Source organism: Pedobacter sp. Leaf176, assembly GCF_001424305.1.
Classification (GTDB): domain Bacteria; phylum Bacteroidota; class Bacteroidia; order Sphingobacteriales; family Sphingobacteriaceae; genus Pedobacter.
Genome location: NZ_LMPD01000003.1, coordinates 279,821 through 303,785, shown reverse-complemented (window position 1 = coordinate 303,785; position 23,965 = coordinate 279,821). Strand labels below are relative to the sequence as shown.

Here is a 23,965-nt window from a genome sequence, read left to right as displayed (position 1 = left end):
CAAATAAAAACCCCCGGTTTTGGCGGGGGCTTGGTTTAACAATGTTTTAACTCTGAGATATAATTAAGGAGACAGCACTTCGGTCTACATTAATAGGAAAGGCTATTTCAGAAAATTTCAAGCGAAGTTCCACGTCAACATAATGCACATCAGAGTGACTAGGATTATTTGGTTTCCCATAGATCTGTGGGTTGTGAAAGATCGGTGTGAAATCGATAGAATTTACACCCTCTATCATTTTGATATCTCCAACTTTCAATCCAAATAAGTTGAAAAAATCTGTATTCTTTAGTTCGCCATTAATTTTTGTAGTTAATCCGATTCTAGCCAATGATTCCTCTGGAGTCGTATATTTATCCCAATCGGTCGACATTCCGCCATCTGGACTAAAAGCAGCTGGTAGAGGCTTTGCGTTTTTAATGTATTGCTTATGGCTATTTCGAATGAGAACGCAATTGTCCGAAAATTCGCCATTTAACTTTACATCCATTATTTAAGATATTGCATCCATTTCATTAGATGTTCAAATACCTCTTTTGCAGGAACATTTCCTTTTATCGGTATTTTATTATCTTTTAAATCTCCATAGAAATAAGCAAAAACTTCTTCGTTAAAAGACCTAAAATTAATCAACATTCTTGCGTTATCAAGTTGCCAACTAAAATCCAAGGATCCATCTGCAACTGGCGCTATTTCTGGAGATTGTATCACGAAAAACTTTTCTTTATATATAGATTCGATGTAATTGGATATACATTTACACGCTGTATTAAACAATAAAGGTTCGATCCTAGGTGCATCCGCATCATCCCATCCTTTTTCTAATTCTAGAATATACTTTGATTTAGATATAGTTTGATTAAATAGATCTAAAGGATTCTGCCTATCAAAAATATCCTCCCAAAAGTCATGTATTTTATAACTATGAGGTCTATAAACTATTCCCTTAAGATGCCCTCTTATGGAGCCGACTTGGATATGATTGTCAAATTTTGTGTAGATATCAGCAAACTTATCAACCGATTCCTTTTTCTGATATTCATTTCCTTCAATATCTATGGGAGTTCCATAGACTGTTTGATCTGAGAAGTTATTATTAAGGTCGAAATCGTTCTTATAATTTGGGTGAAGGCCACAATCTTCAACGCTTCGAATAGTCGAATTTAATTTTTGCGTCATTGACATATTATTCTCCTAATTTAATGATATCTAGATGTTTACTATATTCAGTAACCACGATGTTTTCTTTCGTTAATGCTCTATCTATTTGATTTCTCAGAGTCTCTAAATCTTTTCTGTCTAAAGAAAGATGGAAGGACTTGTCTATATCACTAGATGTGTATATAACTCTAAGTTGATGAAGCATTATAGCATGCCGATCCAAGTCTTCTAAATCATCTGGAAATATTAGTCTAAGATCTGAGAGGATTGTAGACTGTCTGAAAACATTTGGTACGTCCGACGACAAAGCCAGCGCTTTATAAGATGTTTTGATGTTGCCGGCGCTTTCTAAAATAATAACAAGATTTTCAAAATAAGACTCTGATTTTGAAGGGCTTAATCCTTCTGGATCAACCTGTAATAAGTAATCAACGAGTTCCCTTGATATCTTAGAAATATCTCTATTTTTGTCAATAAGAATATTGCCAAAACTGTATATTGTACGCGCAACTTCATCAGTATTCGGAATAGGAAGCTCATGCAAAAATTCAATTAGTTGTTTTGGCCCGCCCCCTAGAGGAAATGTTCGCAATTTAGAGGTAAGTAAACTTAAGGCTTCTCGATCCAGCTCTAATAATATTTTAAATCCGCTACGATAGCGAGTAGGAATTGAATATTGTGGCATAAGCAGTATTATCTAACCATTTAACTCTGGCAAGAAGTATTTGTTTGAGGTTAATTTATTTTATTATATAAACAAATATATTCCCATTTATGGAAAAAATTGAATTTCACTTGTTATATAATGTTAAATATAACAATTTAAAATCATTCTAAATAAATTTTGCGCAAATTTTGACAGTCACCTTAAATAATCCCGACCAACCAACTGTCCTATTTAGCAGGATTCATTGGCTACAAGGAACCGAGTAAGCAGAAACTTCTTTATATATCTTTTATAATTTTTATTTATTAGGGGAAATTATCCTCTAGGTATTTGAAAAATTACCATATCAAAATATTGAGTTCTCATTTCAGCAGAACATGTAGTGAGTGAAAATCTAGCAATGTTTGATTTATATTTTTTTACATTTCCCTCTATTTTAAGATCTGTGTTAAGTTGAGATGCGGTGGCGAAAACATATGTAATCTTTCTTTCAAAAAACATATTAACGAACTCCGTTTCTGAATAATTTAATGTGTTCTTGTGTTGTTTGTTTATTTGTTTAAATGAATTTTTGAAATAGTTTAAATTTTTGGTTGTGATTGCTTCAGTCAATCTACGAGCGCTTATTAATATCTGATTTGTAAGTTCACGAACTCTAGCAGTAAAGCTGTGCTTAACGTGTATTAGGAATAATTCATCGGAAGTAATATAGAAAATGTCACATATTTCGATATTCTCGGGCAAAATTTTGTCCATAACAATATATCCAGGTGTTCCATCATATTTTAAATTATATTCATCCTCTTTAGCTAGCAATGTTGTGCCAGGTTGGATTGGCCAAGGATGAGTTAATATACCTGCTGGTAGTTTAAAGTTTTTAAATATACTTTCAGTTTGGTTTATCAGACTGTCAACAAAAGCATCTTTTACCTTATACCATTTGGTATCTATATAAAAGGCCGAATCACCTTCATAACTAATTTCCGCATTTAAATGATATAGAAAACCTGAGCTAGTGGTGTGTTTAGTTCCTTGGACGCAATGTATTCTAACTCCACGTAAATAAAATAGCATGCCGACTTCATCATTAGGATGAAGTTCGTATGCCCTTAAAACCACTTTTCTGTAAATTTCATCCTTGTCAAAACTGTTGCGAAAATTTCATGTTTATCACCTTTTTTTTCTTTTAACTGATAACTTTCTGCTTCATAAAAGGCTTCGAGATTATTTGGACTTGCAAGATCAAATTCAAAATTATCAGACTGATTTCTGCTGGTACCCAGTAGAAATGGAATATGGTTGAATATTTTTCGATTTAGTTGTTTTTGCAATTCACCAACCTCTAGATGATCTTTTACTTCGATATAAGAACTTAGAAGGTCTTGTGGCGCAACTCCCAAAATGATAGTTAATGAGTATATTATTTTTTGAAGCGTTTCAAAGGATACCTGTTTGTTTATCCTAAATCCCTTGCCAACCGTGATGTTCAGCCTTTCGTTCGGTTTTGATAATAGATAATCGAAATATTCATCTCCGGTTTCCTCAGCCAATTTTATATGTAGCTCTTTAGGTATTTTGCCAAATTGTAAATAGTTGATCATCTTATATTGGTCACGAAATTGCTCACTCATACCAATTCGTTGCCCTGTTATTCCTCTAGATTTAGTTGACATTGCTTCATCCTCGGTTAGCTTTATTATTCTATCATAAGTTGATAAACCATAAGAATGATCAATGAAGCTCACAACTATTCTGTATGCTGCGCCACCAACTATAGCAAAAAGCTCATGTTCAGTCTTTACAAAAAGGATTAATGATATTTTAGTTTGCTGAAATCGATCAACATCGCCCCGTAATTCTTCTGGTAAGAAACTCGCCCATTCAGATTGTTTATCTTTTATTGGATACAAGTATAAATAATAAGTAATTCCATTATTTGTGAATTCAGTAAATTGTAAATCCTCTGCTTTAAGCTTCCAACCGGCTTTCAAATACGAATCCTTTATTATTGTTCGGAGAATTGAAACTGTTTCTTTTATTGGTTTTAAAAGATGATGATTTGTATCGATCTTAAAAATATTTGGAATGATATTCATTGAGCGTTAGGGTTTTTTAAAACTAAGTAAACCTTTTAAGAGAATTAAAACTTCAAATCTAGTTTTCTTAATTTAGATAATGGATTATCTGAATATTCAATTTTTCGATTTTAATCATTTTGATGATTTCTGCTTTAGGTTTTCATAATTAATTGATTTTGAGATGCTAAAATAAAAAAGTGTTTAATCATGGTATTACGGTAAACCGTATCAAAGAGGAATACTACCCAAATTAATTTAACTACATTAATCTGAGGTTCGTAAGGAAATTTTTATGCTAATTAATGAACTGTTTATTTTAGAGCCTTCATTTATATTTTTTTTTGCGAATACAAAAGCCCTCACAATCCGCAAGGGTTTAAATTTAGTTTACCCATTTATCACTCAAAACTTCCCTTCCTATCAGCAACATAACTGTAAATTATCATATATTCGGTTCCGTTCTTTTGGAAATGCCCGATAGGAATATCGCCTTTTTCGAAGTAGGCTGATTTGCTTTCGAATGGAATGCCGCAAAGCATGGTATTTGGTTCAATTTGATGATAAACAACATCGTTTCTATGGTTTGCAATGGCAAACTTTGATTCATCTGCGGAGCTGTTTCCCTGGCATGGTGCATATTGTGGCGATATTGATTTACTTGGCCACCCAACCTATTTCCCATTACCGAAGTATGTAATGAGAATAACAAATAAAGCTGGAGAAATTAGAGTTAAGGTAAGCTCGGATGATTTAACCGGAGGGGAAATCATGTTGAAATCTATTGAGTAAGCGGATTAAATTAAACACGATTGTCAGTTTGAAGTAAAATGCATTTCATTTAAAAGAACTACTTGTTTATTTGAACAGTGTTCAATACATTTGTGATGTCATTTAATTTGACTTGTTAAAGGTGTTGGACAGATTTACTGATCCGATTAATATCTTTACAAATTATTTTATCCATGGGCATTACAGAAAGAAAGCAAAAAGAAAAGCAGGAGATGCGCCAGCGCATATTGAATGGTGCGCGAAAGGTATTTCTTCAGAACGGCTATGAACAGACGAGCATGCGCAACATCGCAAGTGAGATCAGCTACAGTGCGGGAGTGATCTATTTCCATTTCAAGGATAAGAGCGAAATTTTTCAGGAACTCCATAAGGAAGGCTTTAGCCTATTACTTAAACAACTTCGTGTGCTGGATTCTGTTATTGACCCCTTCGAACGCCTGAAGGCTTCAGGTCGTGTATTCATTCAATTTGCAAAGGAAAATAAGGATTATTATAACCTGATGTTTTTGGTGGAAGAGCCATTGAAGAATACGGAGTCAAGCGGCTTTCAGATTGCCCAAAGTGCCATCAGCCATTTGCATGGCCTGATCAAGGAATGCCAGGATCAAGGTAGGTTCAAGGGGATGGATACCGATTATTTTTCTTTTATGTTCCTTTCTGCCATACATGGAATCTGTGCCCTGTTCTGCAAGGACCGGACAGTTGCTTTTCAGAACAGGACAAAGGAGGAGCTTATGGAAAATGGTTATGCCTATTTGGTCAACCTGCTTGAAAAAGGCTAAGCCTTTTTTTTAATATAAAATTGAACACTGTTTAAATTTAATACAATGATTATTTTACTTCAAAATTTAAAAACACCAACACGCTGCATCCTACTAATCTTTATGTTGTGCTTTGCGAAAAATGCTAGCAGTCAAAAACAATTGAACAGCTACATCCAGCAAGGCCTGGTTTCAAACGAAAGCATTAAAGAGCAGGATTTCCTGCTGAAAAAGAACATCTATGCGCTACAGGAGGCAAAAAGTATGTTTCTGCCAAGCGTAACTTTCTCAACTACCTACACCAGGGCCGACGGAGGAAGGACAATCGATTTCCCAACCGGTGACCTCTTTAATGCTGCCTACGCCACATTGAACCAGCTTACAGGAAGCAACTCGTTTCCACAACTCCAGAACCAGAGCATACTGCTCAATCCAGATAACTTCTATGATGCAAAGTTCCGTACAAGCCTCCCCATCCTGAATGCCGAATTGGTGTACAATAAAAGGATCAAGGCCCAACAGGTGGATATGCAGAAGGCGGAGGTACTACTGTATAAACGCGAGCTTGTGAAAGAAATCAAGACGGCATATTATAATTATCTCAAGGCTACCAATGCCATCGGTATCTACCAGTCCTTTCTGAAACTGTTAGAAGAGGGCGAAAGGGTAAACCGTAAACTCTTTGAGAACGATAAGATCAACCGTACTGCGGTGCTCCGCAGCCAAAATGAGGTGTCGAAAATTTATGCATCGTTAGCCGCTGCAAAAAAAACAGAAGCATCTGCACGTTATTATTTTAATTTCCTGTTGAACAAGAAACTGACTGATTCAATTTTAACCTACGATGTTCCATCATTGCCAGCAGAGGATGATCTACAGCTGGGCGATGTAAATGGTCGTGAGGAACTGGCAAAGCTCGAAATTGCAAAGGGGATCAATAAAAACCTGACTGGTCTCGCCAAATCCTACCTAATACCAAAAATAGGTACGTCGCTCGATTTGGGTTCCCAGGCCTTCGACTGGAAGTTCAATGATAAAAGTAAGTATTATTTGCTGGGCGTTTCTTTGGAATGGAACCTGTTCTCCTCGGGACGAAACGGTTACAAGATCAAACAGTCCATCGCCAGTGAGCAGGCCGTATCAGCGCAGACCAATCATGTTACCCAACAACTGCTTACCGAACTGAATGTACGAAGGGCAAACCTGCAAAGTGCTGCTGTACAATACCGGGCGGCACAGTCGCAACTCAAGACCAGTCTGACCTACTATAAAGATATGACCAAGCTTTACAAGGAAGGGATGGCCATTTACATAGAGCTGCTCGACGCCCAGAACCAATGGGTTGATGCCCAGCTCCAATCCAATATCGCCCTATACGATACCTGGATATCCTTTACTGCAATCGAACGTGCTAACGCCAGTTTCAACATACAATAAATATTATGAACAAGACACAACTCACACTTATTGCGCTTACATCACTACTGTTCGCCTGCAAAGAAAAACCTAAAAATATAAATCCCCTGGGCCAGCCCGACATCATCTCGGTGAGAGTTGCCCCTGTTTCCTCCTTTGGCGTTACCGGTTCTATTCAGACTACTGGTCTGGTCAGCACCGAGAATGAGACTAATTATTCCTTTAAGATTGGCGGCGTAATCAGCAGCATACAGGTTAATGAGGGGCAATTTTTTAAAAAGGGGCAGTTACTTGCTACCCTGAACACCACAGAGATTGCGGCCGGATTGGCCCAGGCAGACCTTGGTGTGGATAAGGCCAGACGCGACTATGCCAGGGCGCTAAATCTTTATAAAGACAGTGTGTTTACCCTTGAGCAATTGCAGAACACCAAGACGGCATTGGACCTTGCCAGAAAAACAAGTGAGGCGACTGCATTTAACCAGCGCTATGCCAAGATATATGCTGCCTCTGATGGTGTTGTAACTAAAAAAGTGGCCAGCGAAGGTGAAGTAATCGGCGGAGGTATGCCTGTACTAATGACCAGCTCTACCCAAAAAAACGATAGTTACTTGCTAAAAGTTGGGGTAACCGACCAGGAATGGGCAGGGATCAGAGCAGGACAATTAGCCATTATTAACCTAGATGGATATCCTGATCAGCAATTCCAGGCAACAGTACTACGCAAAATGCAGTCAGCAGATGCAGCCATCGGATCCTTTCAAGTGGAATTGAAGCTTCAACTCGGCAATTTGAAGCCAGCAATCGGGATGTTTGGAAAAGCAACAATCCAGACGAACACTTCACAGAATGCTACGGTGATCCCCTTTAGCGCACTGGTAGAGGCAGATGGAGAGACAGGTTACATCTTTACACCTAAGGGCACAAATCGTGTTAGAAAGGTGCCGGTAACTATTCTGAAGTTTGACAATAAAAATGTTTATCTAAAAGATAAACTGCAAGAGATCGATCAGATCGTAACCTCGAATAGCGCCTATCTCAATGAACAGTCCATCGTAAAAATTATCAAGTAAAAAAGACGGCATGGAACCGTCATGATTTTTCAGTTACCCGCTGGATAAATCACGACCGCTTCATCAAATTAAAAGGAATTATATACAATGAAAATTACAAACTTTGCCGTAAAGAACTATCAGTTTACCCTGATCATATTTTTGCTCGTCGCGGTGGTAGGGCTGCTAACGCTCTTTACCATGCCCAGATCGGAAGACCCCACTACCCATCCGCCACAATACCTCGTCACGGTGATCTACCCTGGTACCAGTCCAAAGGACATGGAAGAACAGGTGGTAAAACCCATTGAAAACAAGATCTATGGTCTTGAGAACATCGATAAGATATTAACGACAGTTGAGGATGGTGTAGCAGCCATACAGATCAAGTTCAAGTATGGGGTTGATGTGGACAATAAATATCAGGAAATTTCGACAGAGATCAATGCTCTTAAGAATGGCGAACTTCCAAAGGATATTTATCTAATCAAAACCGAAAAAATCGCCTCATCAGATGTGAAAATCATTCAGGTGGCACTGATCTCCAATACAGCTTCGTCCAAGACATTAAGGGACAATGCAGACAAATTGAAGACCCAGCTGGAAAAGATCACCAACCTCAGGGAGGTGAAATATACCGGAATGCCAGAGCAGGAAATCCGGATTGACATGCAACTGGATAAACTTGCCCAGCTCAAAATTCCTTTGAACGTGGTGATGGGCAGTTTGCAGAGTGAGGCGGCCGACATTCCCGGCGGCAGCATCCATATGGACGACAAGGTTTTTAACGTTAAGACCAGTGGCAAGTTTAATAACGTGGAAGATGTGGCCAACACGGTTATCTACAATGCTGGCGGAAAAATTGTATACCTAAAGGACGTGGCCGTAGTGGGCTATAAAGATGGCACGGTTAGCCACATTACAAGAATAAATGGGCAGCGCTGTATATTGGTTATTTCTTCAATGAAGAACAACGTGGATATCAGTCAGGTTAAGAAAGAATACACACCTGTATTGGAGCAGTTTTCCGAAACATTGCCAGAGAACATCAAAATGGTTAAGAATTTTGACCAGGCTGATATGGTTTCCGAACGGTTGGGACACCTGGGTTTTGATTTTGGATTGGCGATCGTACTGGTCGTGGTTACACTGCTTCCTTTGGGCTTCAGACCATCTCTGATCGTAATGATCTCCATTCCACTTTCGCTGGCCCTTGGCCTTATTGCGATGAACCTGTTGGGCTTCTCGCTCAACCAGCTCAGCATTGTGGGGCTAGTGGTCGCACTGGGTCTGCTCGTCGACGACAGCATCGTTGTTGTTGAGAATATCGAAAGGTGGCTAAGGGAAGGACATACCAGAAAAGATGCCATTTTAAAGGGGACCAAACAGATTGGGGCAGCCGTTGTTGGCTGTACCGCAACGTTGGTAATTGCATTTTTGCCCCTGGCATTTTTGCCCGATATGGCCGGTGAATTTATTCGGAGCCTGCCTATGGCCATTATTACCAGTGTGCTGGCCTCGATGATTGTAGCATTAACGCTCGTGCCTTTTATCGGTAGCAAAATCCTGAAAACCCATAGCCACGGGGAGGGGAATTATTTCCTTAAAAAATTGCAGGGCTTTTTGACCTGGTCGTACCGAGGTGTAATGCCGCTTGCGCTGAAATGGCCAAAGGTAACCATCGGTATATCGGTTGCACTAAGCGTTCTAGCCTTTTTATTATTTCCATTAGCAGGGTTCAAACTTTTCCCCACTTCAGAAAAACCGATGTTCCTGATCAATGTTAAAATGCCCCTGCAGGCAAATATTCCAGAAAGTGACAGGGTTGCAAGGATGGTGGAAATGGAGCTGAAAAAACACAATGAAATTGTGTATTATACCTCTAACGTGGGGAAAGGCAATCCGCAGATTTATTACAATGTACACCAGCAGGACATCAAACCTGATTTTGCGCAAATCTTCGTGCAATTGGATGATGAAACCAGTCCAATCGACAAGACCGGACTGATCAAAACGCTCCGAGCGAAGTTTAGCGATTTTCCTTATGCAAAAATAGAGGTAAAGGACTTTGAACAGGGTACACCGATCGAAGCCAATATCGTGGTCAGGGTTTTTGGAGCGAACCAGGATACCCTGAGGTCGCTTTCTTTCAAGGTCGAAGAACTGCTGCGTAAACACCCGGGTACTTTCTTCATCAATAACGAACTGAATGCCTACAAATCGGATGTTAAGATCAAAATCGATAAGGAAAAGGCCAGGACATTGGGTGTATTGACCAGCGATATCGACAAGGTAATCAGGATGGCCGTTGCCGGGCTGAATGTTGGTGATTACATTGATGATAGAGGAGATTCGAGAAATGTTGTGATCACAATACCACGTGATAAGTTTTCAAATCTTGATGCATTGAAGAACCTGTATGTTAATAATATCCAGGGTGCGCCAATCCAAATCGATCAAATTGCGACCCTCAGCATGGAGACCTCTCCAACGGCAATTAACCATTTCAATAAATCACGGTTTGCCAAGGTGACCTCGCTTACAAAAGATGGGGTGCTGGCAAACGATATACTGAAGGACATTGTACCAGAACTCAATAGGATGAAAATGCCAAAGGGCTATTATTATAAATTATCTGGTGAGGCGGAATCGGAAGGCGATGCGCTGGGTGGAAATTTTCTTGCTGTAATCATTTTGAGTACTTTTCTTTTCATCGCCGTTTTATTGTTACAGTTCAAAACATTCAAGGGGATTATCATTGTATTATCGATCATTCCGCTGGGTGTATTGGGTGGGGTAATCTTCCTGTTAATCACAGGCAATCCGATGTCTTTGGTGTCCATTATTGGTTTTATTGGACTTTCTGGCATACAGGTAAAAAACTCCTTGCTCTTAGTCGATTTTACCAACCAGTTGCGAGAAGAGGGAAAGAGTATCGATGAGGCGATAAACATAGCTGGAGAAACCAGGTTTCTGCCTGTGGTATTGACCTCTATCACTGCGATATGTGGGCTGATCCCGATTGCCATGAACCCTAATCCGCAGATAGCGCCACTTGCCATTGTACTGATTGGTGGGCTGATCAGCTCAACAATATTATCAAGGATCGTGACACCCGTCATGTATAAACTGATACCACCTCAACTGCACGAAAAGATATGATAGGCCAAAATAGAAAAGAAGACCTTTTGCTGGATGTGAAGCGCTACCTAATTAGCCTGATTAACCGCGTACTTAAAAATTGAAAAAGATGAACCAACTACATTGGTGAAACAAGCTTAACATCCCTACAGGGGAAGTTTTTATACCCATCCAAATCCAGCAGATCAGGACGCAGATTTCCTCAAATAGCGGATAAACTGAATGCTTTATAAAACGAAATAAAATATTAATCATATTAAATTAATAAAATGGAAGAATATATCTTGCTCACCGGAGCATCATCCGGAATTGGATACGAAATGGCATATCAATTAGCTGAAAAAAAAATGAATCTGATTTTGGTAGCCCGTACCGAAAGTAAATTGAAGCAAATGCAAGCCGATTTAACAAAAAGATATGGCAATCTTGTTCAGTATTTCGCTGCAGACCTTTCTGATGCAAATGTTGCTAAGGCGCTGTACAAAAAAGTTAAAAATGAAAACTTGTTAGTAACTCACCTGGTAAATAATGCAGGCGTAGGCAACTATGGTAGTTTTACTGAAACACCATTAGAAGAAGAACTAAGTATGATTCAGTTAAATATTTCAAGTTTAGTTGTATTAAGCAAGCTCTTTGCACAGGATATGGTTAACCGGAAATCTGGTAAAATTATGAACATAGCGTCAGTAGTGTCTTTTTTACCAATGCCATATTTTTCTGTCTATTCCGCAACCAAAGCTTTCGTAAAGGCGTTTAGTGAAACACTTGATGCTGAATTGGAAGGGACGGGGGTTAACGTTTTATCCCTTTATCCCGGAACGGTGGATACCGGATTTACCACGTCTGAAATGCAGACGACCAATTTGCACAAAACCAAACCGATGCATCCAAAAGATGTAGCAATCCAGGGTGTAAAGCACCTGTTAGAAGGGAATGGTCAAAAAGTTGTGGGCTTTCAGAACTGGTTCAATACCAAGCTTCCAAATTTTGTTCCCGATGGGATTATGATGAAGATCAAAAAAAACTTAGCAAGTCAGGGGTGATAATCGTCAAACTTTGTTAATACAATGGAATAAGAACACCTGAACTTTTCAGGAACGTAACTTAGGAATTTATCGCAGGCCCAAAACAGACCGTTAAAGAACGGTTTTAGAAATCGTTCTTTTTTTAACAGCTTATTAAGTTACTGGTAAAAGTTCGTAATAAAGGTATATCCTTGATAACTAGACCAAAGAATAAATAGATTTATTTAGCAAGCAATGCCAAAAAACATTATAAAATTCTAAAACTTTTCGAAGTCGCTTGGCATTGGCTCTGCAGAATAGTAGCAGCAAACCATTGCAATAAGTGAAATAAAATAGCAAGAACCAACAATTAAAAGTATTGTGCTCATAATATAATTATTTGGTTAAAATTTAATAACGTTAAGTTAACCACAATTATTTTATTATTCTTTATTATTTTTCATTTTATCGTAACGATTTTAATAAACCGATTAAATTCTTGGGAAATGGGATATTTTATTTGATTTGAAATTTATCCCTGTATTCAGAAGGCGTCATGCCCACAGTTTTTCTGAATATTTTTCTAAAAGCCTTTGGATCATTATACCCAGAATTATAAATCACTTCAGTCATTTGTTGTGTTGTTTGCTCCAGGAGCTTTTTCGCCGCCTCAATTCGGGTTTGCTGCAGGTACTCAATTGGCGTAATGCCAATTACCTGCTTAAACCGCCTTACAATATTTCTTCTGCTGGAGGGAATGTCTTTTATCATTTCTTCAATAGTGGCAACATCCTGATAATTGCTTTCAATTTTTTCCTGTGCAGAAGCGACAATCTCGTCGTTATGGTGTCTTTTTGGTTGGAAGGAGCTAAAGTAGGATTGGTTATGTCTATCCATATCGATTGCAAATAATTTGGCTGTTTTAATGGCCAAATCTTTGCCACAGTGGATTTGCAATAAGTACAGCAAAAGATGGAAGGTAGAGGTGGCACCACCACTTGTAAATAACCTGCCGTCCTGGGTCACCGTTTTATCCGCTTTCAGTTGAACAGCAGGGAAAGCAGCTGAGAAGGCAGCACAGGCATCTACATGGGTGGTAGCTGTTTTTCCGTCCAATAAGCCTGTGGCGCCAAGCAAAAAAGCGCCTGTACAAAAGGTAGCAATTTCGGCACCGGAGTGGTATTGATTTACTAGCCATGGGATGAAATCCTGATTCAATTCTAGCGTACTTTTCATGTTATCAGTTGTAAAAGATGGAATAAGAATAAGTTCGAAGTTTCCCGGTTCATCGATAGTTGCTGATTTATAGGATTCAAAAGAAGCATCCCTGTAATTGGCCTGGGTTAACAGGGAAATATCGAAAGGAACTTCAAAACTGTTAATCGACTGGAATTTATTTGCAGTCTCAAAAACCTCTAAAATGGCAGCAACACTTAAAAGCTTATATTTTTCAGGAATCAGAATGGCGATATTAATCATTCGGTTAGGTGTTTTAGCAAAATTAAAGATATAAATTATTGTCTTAAACTACCCCTAAACTTGACTTTAACAGCAAGCAAAAATTACCTAAAAACATTTTAAATTTAAATACTGATTTTAGTTTTCAAAAAAAACAAGAAATAACCACCTGGGAAAGTATTGTCTTACCTTATTTAAGAATCTACAACGTTTAAAATGTGGAGAAATGGTTGTGCGAAAATCAGCATTGTTTGCAGATAAGATTAATAGTAAAATAACTAAAAACACAAGATAATGGCAACAGTAAACACGTATTTAAATTTTAATGGAAACACCGAAGAAGCGTTTAATTTTTACAAATCTGTTTTTGGGGGGCAATTTCTCGCCGTTCAGCGATTTAAGGACATGCCTGGTTGTGAAGGTATGAAAACTGATGATCAGGAAAAATTAATGCATATCGCGTTACCGATAGGGGGAAATATTTTAATGGGTACAGATATTACTGAGCCAATGCCTCCCGCGACATTTGGAACTGGTATTTCAATTTCGGTAGATGCCTCAAGCGAAGATGAAGCTTATACAATATTCAAGAACCTTTCAGAAGGGGGGAAAGTAACCATGTCAATGGAAAAAACATTCTGGAATGCATTATTTGGTATGTTGACTGATAAGTTCGGAATCCAATGGATGGTTAATTATGATTACGATAAAAAATAATGTCGTCGAATATAATTTAGTATAAATAGCGTATGAGGCAGCTAAACAGGTTAATTTGAAATTTAACAAGAGACAAATAAGCTCAATCAACTGTTTTTTGATGCCATATTTTTTAATATTTTTATTTAACCAAAAATCTAAACCAACACATTATGAAAATTGCAACGATTATTGTTCGGGTGCTGCTTGGCGCTATGTATTTATTTGCGTCTGTTAGTTATTTTATGAAATACATGCCCGAACAACCCCAAATGACTGCATCGCAAAGCACATTCATGGCTGGTGTTATGGCTTCGGTGTATTTGATGCCGTTGATTAAAGTAACGGAACTAGTTGCCGGGATTATGCTTTTAGTTGGCAGAACAGCCCCCTTGGCTGCGCTTATAATTTTTCCTGTTACGCTAAATATATTCCTTTACCACTTTTATTTAGGTCCGAAGGAATTACCAATGGTTGCTGTTATGTTGTTATTTAACTTGTTCCTGTTTTATGCATACAGGCAAAAGTATTTGCCGATACTTTCGAAGTAATACATTAATTATAAAATTTTCTATTTATTATGTTTGCATAGAAAATGCAAATCACTATCTTTAAAAACACTAAATAGAAATCGATTATGAGAAAGTTCCAAGTTTTAGTGCTGCTATTTGCAGCAATAAGCTTTACTGCGATGGCACAAAGTAAAGATGCAATCGTTGGTAAGTGGTTAAATCCTTCAGGAGAAGGCCAGATAGAAATTTACAAAAAGGGTGATAAATTTTATGGTAAATTAGCCTGGCTTAAAGAACCAAATTTAAATGGAAAGCCTAAAACAGATGCTAAAAATCCATCAGCAAACTTACGTAACCGGTCTTTGTTGAATTTAGAAATTTTAAAAGATTTTGTTTACGATGATGGCAAATGGACCGATGGTACAATTTATGACCCGAAAAGTGGTAAAACATATAGCTGTAATATATCTTTAAAAGGTAATGACGTTATGACGGTCAGGGGTTATATAGGTATTTCATTGTTAGGCCGGTCTGAAACCTTTAAACGAGTTAAATAGAATTGAAATGACTAAATTAATATGGTGCCTCATTTTGGCACCTTTTTTTTGCGCTGCCCAAACTTATACCATTAAATCCTTAAACGAGAACACTAAAACCAGCATCAGGGGTTTAAGTGTGGTTAACGATAAAATTGCCTGGGTTAGCGGAAGCAATGGATCGGTAGGTAAAACCCTTGATGGTGGCTTAACCTGGCGATGGATAAAGCCTAATGGTTATGAAAAACTGGATTTCAGAGATATTGAAGCTTTCAATGAAAAGGAAGCTATATTAGTTAATGCCGGTTCGCCGGCCTATATTTTAAAAACAGTTGATGGGGGAGAAAGCTGGTTGGAAACGTATAAAAACGTAGATACGGCTATCTTCCTTGACGGACTTGGTTTCTGGGATAAAAATAGGGCAATTATCTTCGGCGACCCCATCAATAATAAGATGAAACTGCTAAAAACAGTTAATGAAGGTAGCGTGTGGCTCGACATTTCATCAAACCTGGCTGTGCCGTTAACAAATGGAGAGGCAGGATTTGCAGCCAGTGGCACCACGATTAAAACATTACCGGGTGGTAAAATCTGGATTGCAAGTGGCGGAACAGTTTCGAACATTTATTTTTCACCTGATTATGGTTCGACCTGGCAAATTTTTAGTTGTCCGATTTGGCAGGGAGAAAGTACGACAGGACCATTTTCGATTGATTTTTACAATGCCAGAATCGGCGTTGTTGTTGGCGGAAATTATATTAAGGACAAAGATAACAGCAATAACATCCTGCTCACTAATGATGGCGGTAAAACCTGGTCTAAACCTGAAACACCTGTGAAAGGATTTCGATCTGGTGTTGCTTATCTTGATAAAAATACATTGGTCGCCACCGGCACATCGGGAACGGATGTATCTAAGGATGGTGGTAAAAATTGGGAACACATTTCCGATTTAAGCTTTAATTCAGTTCAGAAAGCAAAAAAAGGCAAATTAATTTTGCTTGCCGGAAATAGGGGATTTATTTACCAGCTACAGATAAAATAGATTTTTGTTTTCCGCTTATATTTTTTCAACAAATACCGGTGTTTCTGTAACTTCAATCTGGAGCTTACCGTTTTTGATACTTACTGTTTTGTGAGCCATCTCATCTTTGCCGATTTGCAAGGTATGAATGATGGCCTGTGTTGATGTGCCTAAATCAAGCTGGTAAGTTGCGGTTCTTCCTTTTTGATCAGGAACGGTGAGTACGTAAATTTCCTTCTTATCCAGCTTATATAAATCAACCAGGGGTTGATTACTTAAGGTAGCTGAATAGCCGTAATTGCCCATTAACTTTTTAGCCTGAAGCATGTAATCCGCAGATGGCCTTCTGGATAAGTCGTCATTTTGGAATCCCGAAGAACTGTATTGTACTGGATTATCGATGCCGCCTGCATCATCAAGCATATAGAACATACATCTGGATATACCATGTCTGGCGTATAACAATGACGTTCTTAAATTCCAGTCTGCCTGCGTTACAAAAGACGATTTCTTTCCAATAGCGATGGCGGCCTGAGGTGTTTTCCCAACATCGTAACCTGTTTCAGTTACCCACACTTCGATACCCGGTGCGTATTCTTTGGCCATTTTTAAAAAATTATCCGCAACAGGACCTATTTCCGAAAGCTCTGGCGCTACGCCCGTTGAAGCCTTACCACCATTCAAATAAGCATCATTAGGGTAAAGGTGGTAATTAATGACATCGAAGCAAAGGTTTACGTTTCCATCTTTTTTTAACCCTCTGTTTTTCCTGCACCATTGAATCATTTTTACGACGAATTCCGGTTTCGCATCGCCTAAACCAGCCATAACGACTTTCATATTAGGGTCTGCGGTTTTTACACCGACGTTCTTTCCAAGTTTACCCATGTTGCCATCATAAAAAGCAGATAAATTTGCCGCATATTCTTCAGGTGTTTGTTGTGCCTTTTTTCCTGCCCACCATTTATCAGGTTCATTATTACATTCAATATATTTTACAAGGTCCAAGCCAATTTTAACCGTATTCGGATCGTCGTCTGTCCATCTAGGGGCGGTATTTACATTAACCAAGCCTGAATCAATGTTTTTATTGGAGCCATATCTAGCCGCAAATTGGAAACCCATTTTCGCTTGTTTGATGTAAGACGCCGGATTGCTTTTATCTGCTCCATAATTCACAGGCGTATTATCTGCGCCACGCTGGTCGGCAGGATAGGTATCAATTAGCCACCGTGGGTCGTTTTTGATGCATACTAATAAGCTCATATCGTCTGCCTTCAGTCTATTATACATTACATCGTAGTAAGCACCGCCAGCATGCGTAGGGTTAAAGGTATATTTTCCCTCCGTAGATTCCATTCGTTCCCAATCAAGGTAGTGTCTAATCCCTCCAAAGCAATTAATCACCGATATTCTCCTTTCACTGATTACATCAGATTTATTAGGCTCCACGAAATCCCATTCAAAGGCGTTAACGCCCAGGTAGTTTTTAAATGCTATATTAGAAGTAGTATTGCCCGGGTTCTGGGTAATTTTCACCTGTTCAGCTGTCTCCGGACTTTTCGTACAGGAACATATGATTAAAAAAATAACAAGGGCATTGAAGTTACTTTTCATTCTGTTTTCAAAAACAATTTATTAACTTAATTTACTCCTGAACAAATCTATTGTGCGTTGCCACGCCAATTTTGCTGCGGCTTCATTATACCGCGTGGGTGATGTGTTATTATTAAACGCATGATTGACACCATCGTAGATGAAGATTTTGTAACAATATTCGAGGCTTTCATTGCAGCCTCATAGGTTGGAATACCCGCATTGATGCGTTCATCCAAGCCTCCGTAATGCATCATTACACTTGCCTTTATTTGGGAGACATCAGCAGCAGCTGGCTGGGCGCCATAGTAGGCAACAGAAGCTTGTAGTTTAGGGTCATTTACAGCGAGTCTATTCGCCATTCCGCCTCCCCAGCAAAATCCTATGCAGCCAACTTTTCCATTTCCACTTTTAATATTCCGCAGATAATCCAAAGCTTTTAAATGATTCTGCAGATTTTTTTCAGGATCTAATTTTCCAATTAATTCTCTTCCTTTATCTTCATCTACAGGGGTGCCACCTAGAGGTGACAGTGCGTCCATGCCTAGCGCAATAAATCCTTCAGCTGCTATGCGTTTGGTAACATCAATAATATGCGCATTTAACCCCCTGTTTTCATGTATAACTAATACAGAACCCAATTTTCTTTTGCCTTTTGGCTGAGCTAAAATGGCTTTCATATCTCCTTCAACACCAGGGAAAGTAATTTCGGCTGAAGTGATTTCATCGCTATCGAATTCTGCAGCAGTTACATAGTTGTTTTCAAGCAGTGGTAAAACAGTTAATGCCAAAGCAGTACTGCCGGTTAAAATGGCAAGCTTTTTCATAAATTCTTTTCTGCTCAACTGGCTATGGGTGTAGCTATCGTAGAGGTTAATAATTTTTTGGTTCATGCGGAAGAAATTTAATCGGCGATGCCTGGATAAAGGTATATTATTAAATATTTATTTTAGTTAAATGATGAGGATTGTTCGGTATACCGTTTAAAGTTGTCAAGAATAGCCTGCCAGCCTACTCTCTGCATTTCAACCGGGTTGGTGTTTTCCGCGTCAAATGTTTCCGTAATGAGGATATTATCCCCACTACCTTCGAATAGAATTTTTACCTTCCTTCCATCCTCGAGTATATATTCAATTAACTTATATTTTTCAATATTTGAATAGGTGCCGCTAAAATCAAAACTCTTACTGCCGTCTTTTGCTGCCATCGTTGTCAAAAATTTTCGATCTTCACGTAAATCGTTGTCAGCAGTTAGTACATGCCAGTCAGGAGATGCAAACGCCCAGTTCTTAATGTGTTCAGGGTTGTTCCAGAATTCCCAAACCTTTTCAATTGACCCATTTACCGATGCTTTAATCGTAATTTGACTCATTTCTATAACTATAATAGATTTTTGTTTGATAAAGATAATAGAAGATTACATTAAAAAGAAGGGTAAATGAGACAAATAAAGGGCGATGCCATCCTGTTAACTTCAGTTTGGTAACAAATGAATTATGAATACTGGTTTAAATCGGCAGGGTTTGGGGGAATGAAATCAAAATAACGAAAAAAGGTTTTTTTGAGCGGTGTCATCGCTTTCATTGTATGGGGATTTCAAAATAAAAAGTTGAACCTGACCCAGCTTCACTTTTCACTCCGATTTTTCCGTTATGCCGTTCAATAATTTCTGCGCTTAAATACAGCCCTATGCCGAATCCTGAAACCGTATGGTGCTTATTAACCCGGTAATACCGGTCAAAAAGTTTTTCTATATCTTCAGCATCGATTCCGATACCCTGATCAGATATACTTATCAAAGCCTTATCTTCAACAACTTCACATTTAACTTCAATGCTGGTACCCGCCGGGGAGTATTTAACCGCATTGCTCAGCAGGTTTGAAACCACACTGCCGATTTTATCTCTGTCGGCAAATATGGCCACAGGATCTTTCACATAAAGCTTAATTTCATGTGAAAATTGTACTATGTCACTTTCATCGATAAGTTCTTTTAACAATTCATCAAGTTGAAAATGAGATTTTTCAATTAACAATTTACCGGATTCCAATCGGGATACATTTAAGAATCCATTAATCATATTGGTCATCTTTTTTACCTGATTATAAGCCCTGTTGAGTGCTAACAGTGAATAATTATCCTCTGTTTTTTTAGCTTTTGCCTGAAGCACCTGCACAAAACCACTTATAGCCGTAAGTGGCGTTTTAAGTTCATGGCTCACCATACCGATAAAATCATTTTTTCTTATCTCATCCTTTTTAAGTTCAGTGATGTCGACACTAGAACTGATGTAGCCCATAAAATTGCCATCCGTATGAAAACGTGGTGTGCCTTTAGCCAATAACCATCTGTACTCACCATCAACTCCTGATATTCTGAATTCCCCGCTGAAAGGTTCTTTTTTTGCGAAAGCGGATGAATAGATGTTCAAAAAACGCTGTTTGTCTTCAAGGTGAATTAAGTCTGTCCATCCTGACTTCAAAAGGTCATTCATTGCGCGTCCTGTAAGCCTGGTCCAGGCATTATTAAAATAATTTGCACCCCCGTTTAAATCACTAACTGCGATGAGTACATCGGTCGCTTCAGCCATGTTACGGAAACGGTCTTCACTTTCTTCAATGGCAAGACGATGCTCAACTTCGCTTGTAATGTCTATTATAACCCCTAAAAATCTGGCTGGCCTTAATTTAGTGGCTTGTACACGTTTACCAACTACCCTTATCCATTTAATTTCATTCGTGCTGGGTTGAGTTATTGGATACTGTACGTCGAAAGGCTCATTTTTGGTGAGCGCTTTAACTCTTGCTCTTTCAATTACCTGTACATATTCAGGAACTACCGCGGCCGTTACTGCTTCCCAGGAAATTTCTTCATCAAATGGCAGCCCATAAAATTCCCGGGCTTTTTGCGACAACTCAAATTTACCCGTTCCAGGAATAACACTATAAGTTCCTAAATTGCCCGAAGCCAGAGCCAGTCGTAAGCTTTCTTCTGTTTCTGCGAGTGTTTCATTTTGTATCAGTAAGCTCTCTTGCGCTTCCTGTAACTCCTCATTAGTTGCTGCAAGCTCTTCATTTGTGGCAGACAGTTCTTCATTGGAAGCTGCCAGTTCCTCAGTTGTTGCCTGTAATTCTGATTTACTCTCTTCAAGCTGCTTGTAACCTTCTACCTGGGCGGTAATGTCATTAACTGTGGCCAATATATATTCCACATGGCCATCTGTTCCAAAAATGGGATCATACGAAAAATCAACATATATTAGTTTCATTTCTCCATTTGGAAATGCTATATCTACAGGCACTTCAGGCATTGCAATGCGTTTTCCTGTTTTAAAAACATCAGCAAGCAGGCTGGGAAATCTTTGTGAGCTAAGCTCCGGGAATACGTCAATTAGTCTTTTACCATCTACATCTTCAAATGGTCTTTGCCATATTTGAAGCATTTTATGGTTTGGTAGTTCAATAATTAAGTCCGCTCCTTTAAGCAACGTCATGGCAACGTTTGCCGTCGAAACGATGTTCTGGAGAAGAAGCCTGCTTTTCTGGAGGTCTTTCGTACGTTCCAGGATTTTATTTTCTAATTCTGCATTCAGATTTTGAAGATCCCACCTTGAAGTTGCTAAAGCTTCGTTTGTAGTGCGTAGGTCTTCTAAATTCGCTTGAAGTTCCTGATTAGATAGCGCAAGCTCATCGTAGGTATCTGATAACCTCCTATTTAAGATTTTTTCGCGCTCAATATAGCTGTCGATATCATTGTTTGACTTAATTCTCTCAGAGATATTCTCCGTTTTTATGAGTAAAAAAATCACCGAATTATCTGAATCAACAATTGGCTCTATTTCTGCCTGCCACCAGCTCTGTTCAACTGAACGCATATCAGCCGAAGGTATGTCATATTGAAAAGAGGGTAGCATTTTTTTTTGGCCGGTTTTGGCGGCATCATGAAGGCCGTCAGACAAAATTCTGGTGCCTTCATTAGCGTCATCTTTCGGATAGGCTACCCAAACCGATTGTCCTTTAACGTTTCTTTCTACAGTGTACGTAGCTTCTTTAAATGCGTCATTATAATCAACAATAGTGAAATCAGGAACATTCGGCTTAAGAATTACTCTTGGTACATTATCGTTAAAAAGTGACTTATATAATGGCGACTCTAAAAAGTTCATTTAGCGTTAGGTTTCGAATCTTTCAACGGATATAACAACAGATGTATTTTTTTGTTTTTAGGATCAAAGAATAGAATAAGCGGTTTATTCGCAATTCTAACACTGGAAAAGGGTTAGAAAATCAACAATATATTACCTTAGTGATATAGAAATTTTCTTTGCATTGTTTCTACTCTGGTTACGAAGTCTGTTGACGTACTAATGGCTATGCTTCTTTATGCTGAGCCAATTTTTTCGCTATGTTATTCAGTTTGCCCAACGTAATATTTCGCACTGCCGGTCGACAGCAGGATGGAGATAAAAAGAATACTGTAAATAAATTCACCTTGACGACGATTATCAAAAAACAAAAAACCTCCCATTTCTGGAAGGTTCATCTCGATTTTTAATGTACTCGGGGCGGGAATCGAACCCGCACGCCTTTGAAAGCACAGGATTTTAAGTCCTGCGTGTCTACCAGTTCCACCACCCGAGCATTAATTAACTGATGGCTCAGTTTAATTAATGTCTAAAATAAATGCCTTCTGGTAGGAAGGCATTTAGAGCGAAAGACGAGATTCGAACTCGCGACCCCGACCTTGGCAAGGTCGTGCTCTACCAACTGAGCTACTTTCGCATAAATTAATACAATCGCTGTATTCCCTTTGGGGTTGCAAATATAGGATAATAAGTTTTATTATCAAAAAAATTTTTAGATAATTTGATTTTTAATAGGCCGCGTCCACGCTTAAGGTTTGTGTACTCCTGGGAATTTACAGGTGCATCAATAACGAACAAGGCCTTAAAATTTTAACTTCCAGGCTGTACAGTTCAGTATATTAGGGATTTCTAAGCTTCACCAAGAATTTAGTTTCTGGGAACCGTAGATTGTCTTACGTTTAACTTAGCCGGAATGACTATCGTTTTGTGCTGTAGCGAGCCTGCTTGTCCATGATGCTGTAATTTTTTCATAAGTAACGTTATTATATTTTCAGCGATGCCATCGATTGGTTGTTCAACTGCGGTAACGGTGGGTGTTAAGAAACTTAAGAGTTCAAAATCATCAAAAGATAGCACAGCCCGGTTTAAAATAACTTCTTTGTCTCTTGTTTTTAGTAACTGTAATCCGTCCATTGTCAGATAGTTTGTAGCAAATATGACAGCATCGATAGATTGGTTTTTCATAAGAAAACCCTTAATCAGTTTGGTAGGATTCTGACCGTCGTTATACGTTAATTTTAGCACCTGTTTTTGTTTTTCAACTTCCGATATAGCATCACAATAACCATTTAGGCGATCAATAAGTTGCTGCTCCTCACTTTCTATGGTAATAAAAGCGATGTTACAAAAACCATTTTTTAGCAGATGATTTGTTGCATCTTTAGTAGCGGTGTAATTATCGCTGAGAACAAAGTCTCCTTCAAAATCCGGATGAAACCTGTCGAAAAATACAACGGGTGTATCCACTCCAATCAATGTCTTGATTTCCTCCTCAATGCCGGCGGTTATGGCAATAATGTAGCCATCAACTTGCCGCTCCTTAAAAATTTGAAATATTTCTTTTGCCCTATTGCGGTCATGGCCTAAACTGCTAAAAATAATCTTATAGCCATACAATGAAGCCATTTGATCAATGGAGGTAGCTATTCTTGAAAAGAAGGGTTTGGATATGTCATCTACTAAAAAGCCAATTATCTTTGATTTTCCCGTTCTCAGTCCCCTTGCAAATGCATTTGGTTTGTATCCAAGCTCTTCTACTTTTTTTTCAACTCTTTTGATCACTTCTTCACTGATGTTCTTCTCTCTTGCTTTGCCATTGATTACAAAGGAAACTGTTGTGATTGAGGTTGCGGTAATTTTTGCAATGTCTTTAATGGATATCTTGTTCTGCATTATGTTGATGATAGTTACGCTTTTGAGGTATGTTAA

General features: G+C 38.5%; 21 protein-coding genes, 2 tRNA genes and 1 pseudogene. 10 read left to right on the top strand and 14 right to left on the bottom strand.

Annotated features, from left to right (window positions below):
• Nucleotides 1-46 precede the first annotated feature (46 nt).
• The 5 genes from ASF92_RS10040 to ASF92_RS10020 all read right to left on the bottom strand — a co-directional run bounded on the left by ASF92_RS10040 (nt 47) and on the right by ASF92_RS10020 (nt 3,924).
• A complete protein-coding gene (locus ASF92_RS10040) occupies nt 47-490 on the bottom strand; it encodes a hypothetical protein (protein ID WP_056091830.1) in 444 nt (147 codons plus the stop codon).
• Entirely contained in the window at nt 490-1,179 is a 690-nt protein-coding gene (locus ASF92_RS10035; RefSeq protein WP_157263818.1) for a hypothetical protein, read from the bottom strand. Before ASF92_RS10035 ends, ASF92_RS10040 begins: the two co-directional genes overlap by 1 nt.
• Nucleotides 1,180-1,186: 7 nt before the next feature.
• Nucleotides 1,187-1,846, bottom strand: coding sequence for a hypothetical protein (locus ASF92_RS10030; protein ID WP_056091825.1), 660 nt, complete (start codon nt 1,844-1,846; stop codon nt 1,187-1,189).
• A gap of 297 nt (nt 1,847-2,143) precedes the next feature.
• A complete protein-coding gene (locus tag ASF92_RS10025) occupies nt 2,144-2,947 on the bottom strand; it encodes a DUF6119 family protein (protein WP_056091820.1) in 804 nt (267 codons plus the stop codon).
• Nucleotides 2,938-3,924, bottom strand: coding sequence for a DUF6119 family protein (locus ASF92_RS10020; protein WP_056091816.1), 987 nt, complete (start codon nt 3,922-3,924; stop codon nt 2,938-2,940). The genes ASF92_RS10025 and ASF92_RS10020 overlap by 10 nt, the downstream gene beginning before the upstream one ends.
• A 570-nt stretch (nt 3,925-4,494) precedes the next feature.
• Between ASF92_RS10020 and ASF92_RS10015 the strand changes: the two genes are divergently transcribed.
• The 6 genes from ASF92_RS10015 to ASF92_RS09990 all read left to right on the top strand — a co-directional run bounded on the left by ASF92_RS10015 (nt 4,495) and on the right by ASF92_RS09990 (nt 12,108).
• A complete protein-coding gene (locus ASF92_RS10015) occupies nt 4,495-4,695 on the top strand; it encodes a hypothetical protein (protein WP_056091813.1) in 201 nt (66 codons plus the stop codon).
• Between the two features lie 173 nt (nt 4,696-4,868).
• Nucleotides 4,869-5,477: a TetR/AcrR family transcriptional regulator gene (locus ASF92_RS10010; protein ID WP_056091809.1), complete on the top strand. Its 609-nt coding sequence runs from the start codon at nt 4,869-4,871 to the stop codon at nt 5,475-5,477.
• A 141-nt stretch (nt 5,478-5,618) separates the two neighbouring features.
• Nucleotides 5,619-6,893 carry a TolC family protein gene (locus tag ASF92_RS10005; protein ID WP_197413274.1) on the top strand — a complete coding sequence of 425 codons (1,275 nt, stop codon included), beginning with the start codon at nt 5,619-5,621 and terminating at the stop codon, nt 6,891-6,893.
• 5 nt (nt 6,894-6,898) lie between these two features.
• Nucleotides 6,899-7,945, top strand: a complete 1,047-nt coding sequence (locus ASF92_RS10000; RefSeq protein WP_056091806.1) for an efflux RND transporter periplasmic adaptor subunit — start codon at nt 6,899-6,901, stop codon at nt 7,943-7,945.
• 87 nt (nt 7,946-8,032) lie between these two features.
• Nucleotides 8,033-11,086: an efflux RND transporter permease subunit gene (locus ASF92_RS09995; protein WP_056091804.1), complete on the top strand. Its 3,054-nt coding sequence runs from the start codon at nt 8,033-8,035 to the stop codon at nt 11,084-11,086.
• A gap of 248 nt (nt 11,087-11,334) precedes the next feature.
• Nucleotides 11,335-12,108 (top strand): SDR family oxidoreductase, encoded by a 774-nt coding sequence (locus ASF92_RS09990; protein ID WP_056091802.1) that lies wholly within the window; start codon nt 11,335-11,337, stop codon nt 12,106-12,108.
• Nucleotides 12,109-12,585: 477 nt separating this feature from the next.
• On the opposite strand, the gene ASF92_RS09985 is transcribed toward ASF92_RS09990, so the two are convergent.
• A complete protein-coding gene (locus tag ASF92_RS09985; protein ID WP_056091800.1) occupies nt 12,586-13,548 on the bottom strand; it encodes a GlxA family transcriptional regulator in 963 nt (320 codons plus the stop codon).
• 273 nt (nt 13,549-13,821) lie between these two features.
• Here ASF92_RS09985 and ASF92_RS09980 point away from each other — a divergent pair, with 273 nt between their 5' ends.
• From ASF92_RS09980 to ASF92_RS09965, 4 genes are all read left to right on the top strand, one after another.
• Nucleotides 13,822-14,244 (top strand): VOC family protein, encoded by a 423-nt coding sequence (locus tag ASF92_RS09980; protein ID WP_056091797.1) that lies wholly within the window; start codon nt 13,822-13,824, stop codon nt 14,242-14,244.
• Between the two features lie 152 nt (nt 14,245-14,396).
• Entirely contained in the window at nt 14,397-14,774 is a 378-nt protein-coding gene (locus ASF92_RS09975) for a DoxX family membrane protein (RefSeq protein ID WP_056091792.1), read from the top strand.
• A gap of 86 nt (nt 14,775-14,860) precedes the next feature.
• Entirely contained in the window at nt 14,861-15,292 is a 432-nt protein-coding gene (locus tag ASF92_RS09970) for a DUF2147 domain-containing protein (RefSeq protein WP_056091787.1), read from the top strand.
• Nucleotides 15,293-15,299: 7 nt separating this feature from the next.
• Nucleotides 15,300-16,316, top strand: coding sequence for a YCF48-related protein (locus ASF92_RS09965; protein WP_056091784.1), 1,017 nt, complete (start codon nt 15,300-15,302; stop codon nt 16,314-16,316).
• Nucleotides 16,317-16,331: 15 nt separating this feature from the next.
• Here the strand turns inward: ASF92_RS09965 and ASF92_RS09960 are convergent, their stop codons facing one another.
• From ASF92_RS09960 to ASF92_RS09930, 8 genes and pseudogenes are all read right to left on the bottom strand, one after another.
• Nucleotides 16,332-17,912: a hypothetical protein gene (locus ASF92_RS09960; protein WP_056091780.1), complete on the bottom strand. Its 1,581-nt coding sequence runs from the start codon at nt 17,910-17,912 to the stop codon at nt 16,332-16,334.
• A gap of 21 nt (nt 17,913-17,933) precedes the next feature.
• Nucleotides 17,934-18,053 carry a dienelactone hydrolase family protein gene (locus ASF92_RS21500; protein ID WP_255353115.1) on the bottom strand — a complete coding sequence of 40 codons (120 nt, stop codon included), beginning with the start codon at nt 18,051-18,053 and terminating at the stop codon, nt 17,934-17,936.
• Between the two features lie 74 nt (nt 18,054-18,127).
• Nucleotides 18,128-18,571 (bottom strand): annotated as a pseudogene (locus tag ASF92_RS09955) (dienelactone hydrolase family protein); the annotation flags it as partial.
• 269 nt (nt 18,572-18,840) lie between these two features.
• Nucleotides 18,841-19,263 carry an SRPBCC family protein gene (locus ASF92_RS09950; protein WP_056091777.1) on the bottom strand — a complete coding sequence of 141 codons (423 nt, stop codon included), beginning with the start codon at nt 19,261-19,263 and terminating at the stop codon, nt 18,841-18,843.
• A 208-nt stretch (nt 19,264-19,471) separates the two neighbouring features.
• Nucleotides 19,472-22,057: a PAS domain S-box protein gene (locus ASF92_RS09945; protein ID WP_056091774.1), complete on the bottom strand. Its 2,586-nt coding sequence runs from the start codon at nt 22,055-22,057 to the stop codon at nt 19,472-19,474.
• A 391-nt stretch (nt 22,058-22,448) separates the two neighbouring features.
• Nucleotides 22,449-22,532, bottom strand: a tRNA-Leu gene (locus tag ASF92_RS09940).
• 68 nt (nt 22,533-22,600) lie between these two features.
• Nucleotides 22,601-22,673: transfer RNA gene (locus ASF92_RS09935), tRNA-Gly, on the bottom strand.
• A 230-nt stretch (nt 22,674-22,903) separates the two neighbouring features.
• Nucleotides 22,904-23,929 carry a LacI family DNA-binding transcriptional regulator gene (locus tag ASF92_RS09930; RefSeq protein WP_056091770.1) on the bottom strand — a complete coding sequence of 342 codons (1,026 nt, stop codon included), beginning with the start codon at nt 23,927-23,929 and terminating at the stop codon, nt 22,904-22,906.
• Between the last annotated feature and the right edge of the window lie 36 nt (nt 23,930-23,965).

Bases quoted from the DNA above. Each gene is read 5' to 3' on its own strand.
- ASF92_RS09980 (WP_056091797.1), top strand. From the start codon at position 13,822: ATGGCAACAGTAAACACGTATTTAAATTTTAATGGAAACACCGAAGAA.
- ASF92_RS09985 (WP_056091800.1), bottom strand. From the start codon at position 13,548: ATGATTAATATCGCCATTCTGATTCCTGAAAAATATAAGCTTTTAAGT.
- ASF92_RS09960 (WP_056091780.1), bottom strand. From the start codon at position 17,912: ATGAAAAGTAACTTCAATGCCCTTGTTATTTTTTTAATCATATGTTCC.
- ASF92_RS09945 (WP_056091774.1), bottom strand. From the start codon at position 22,057: ATGAACTTTTTAGAGTCGCCATTATATAAGTCACTTTTTAACGATAAT.
- ASF92_RS10010 (WP_056091809.1), top strand. From the start codon at position 4,869: ATGGGCATTACAGAAAGAAAGCAAAAAGAAAAGCAGGAGATGCGCCAG.
- ASF92_RS09975 (WP_056091792.1), top strand. From the start codon at position 14,397: ATGAAAATTGCAACGATTATTGTTCGGGTGCTGCTTGGCGCTATGTAT.
- ASF92_RS09965 (WP_056091784.1), top strand. From the start codon at position 15,300: ATGACTAAATTAATATGGTGCCTCATTTTGGCACCTTTTTTTTGCGCT.
- ASF92_RS09970 (WP_056091787.1), top strand. From the start codon at position 14,861: ATGAGAAAGTTCCAAGTTTTAGTGCTGCTATTTGCAGCAATAAGCTTT.
- ASF92_RS10040 (WP_056091830.1), bottom strand. From the start codon at position 490: ATGGATGTAAAGTTAAATGGCGAATTTTCGGACAATTGCGTTCTCATT.
- ASF92_RS10000 (WP_056091806.1), top strand. From the start codon at position 6,899: ATGAACAAGACACAACTCACACTTATTGCGCTTACATCACTACTGTTC.
- ASF92_RS09930 (WP_056091770.1), bottom strand. From the start codon at position 23,929: ATGCAGAACAAGATATCCATTAAAGACATTGCAAAAATTACCGCAACC.
- ASF92_RS10020 (WP_056091816.1), bottom strand. From the start codon at position 3,924: ATGAATATCATTCCAAATATTTTTAAGATCGATACAAATCATCATCTT.
- ASF92_RS09990 (WP_056091802.1), top strand. From the start codon at position 11,335: ATGGAAGAATATATCTTGCTCACCGGAGCATCATCCGGAATTGGATAC.
- ASF92_RS10035 (WP_157263818.1), bottom strand. From the start codon at position 1,179: ATGACGCAAAAATTAAATTCGACTATTCGAAGCGTTGAAGATTGTGGC.
- ASF92_RS09995 (WP_056091804.1), top strand. From the start codon at position 8,033: ATGAAAATTACAAACTTTGCCGTAAAGAACTATCAGTTTACCCTGATC.
- ASF92_RS10015 (WP_056091813.1), top strand. From the start codon at position 4,495: ATGGCAAACTTTGATTCATCTGCGGAGCTGTTTCCCTGGCATGGTGCA.
- ASF92_RS09950 (WP_056091777.1), bottom strand. From the start codon at position 19,263: ATGAGTCAAATTACGATTAAAGCATCGGTAAATGGGTCAATTGAAAAG.
- ASF92_RS10030 (WP_056091825.1), bottom strand. From the start codon at position 1,846: ATGCCACAATATTCAATTCCTACTCGCTATCGTAGCGGATTTAAAATA.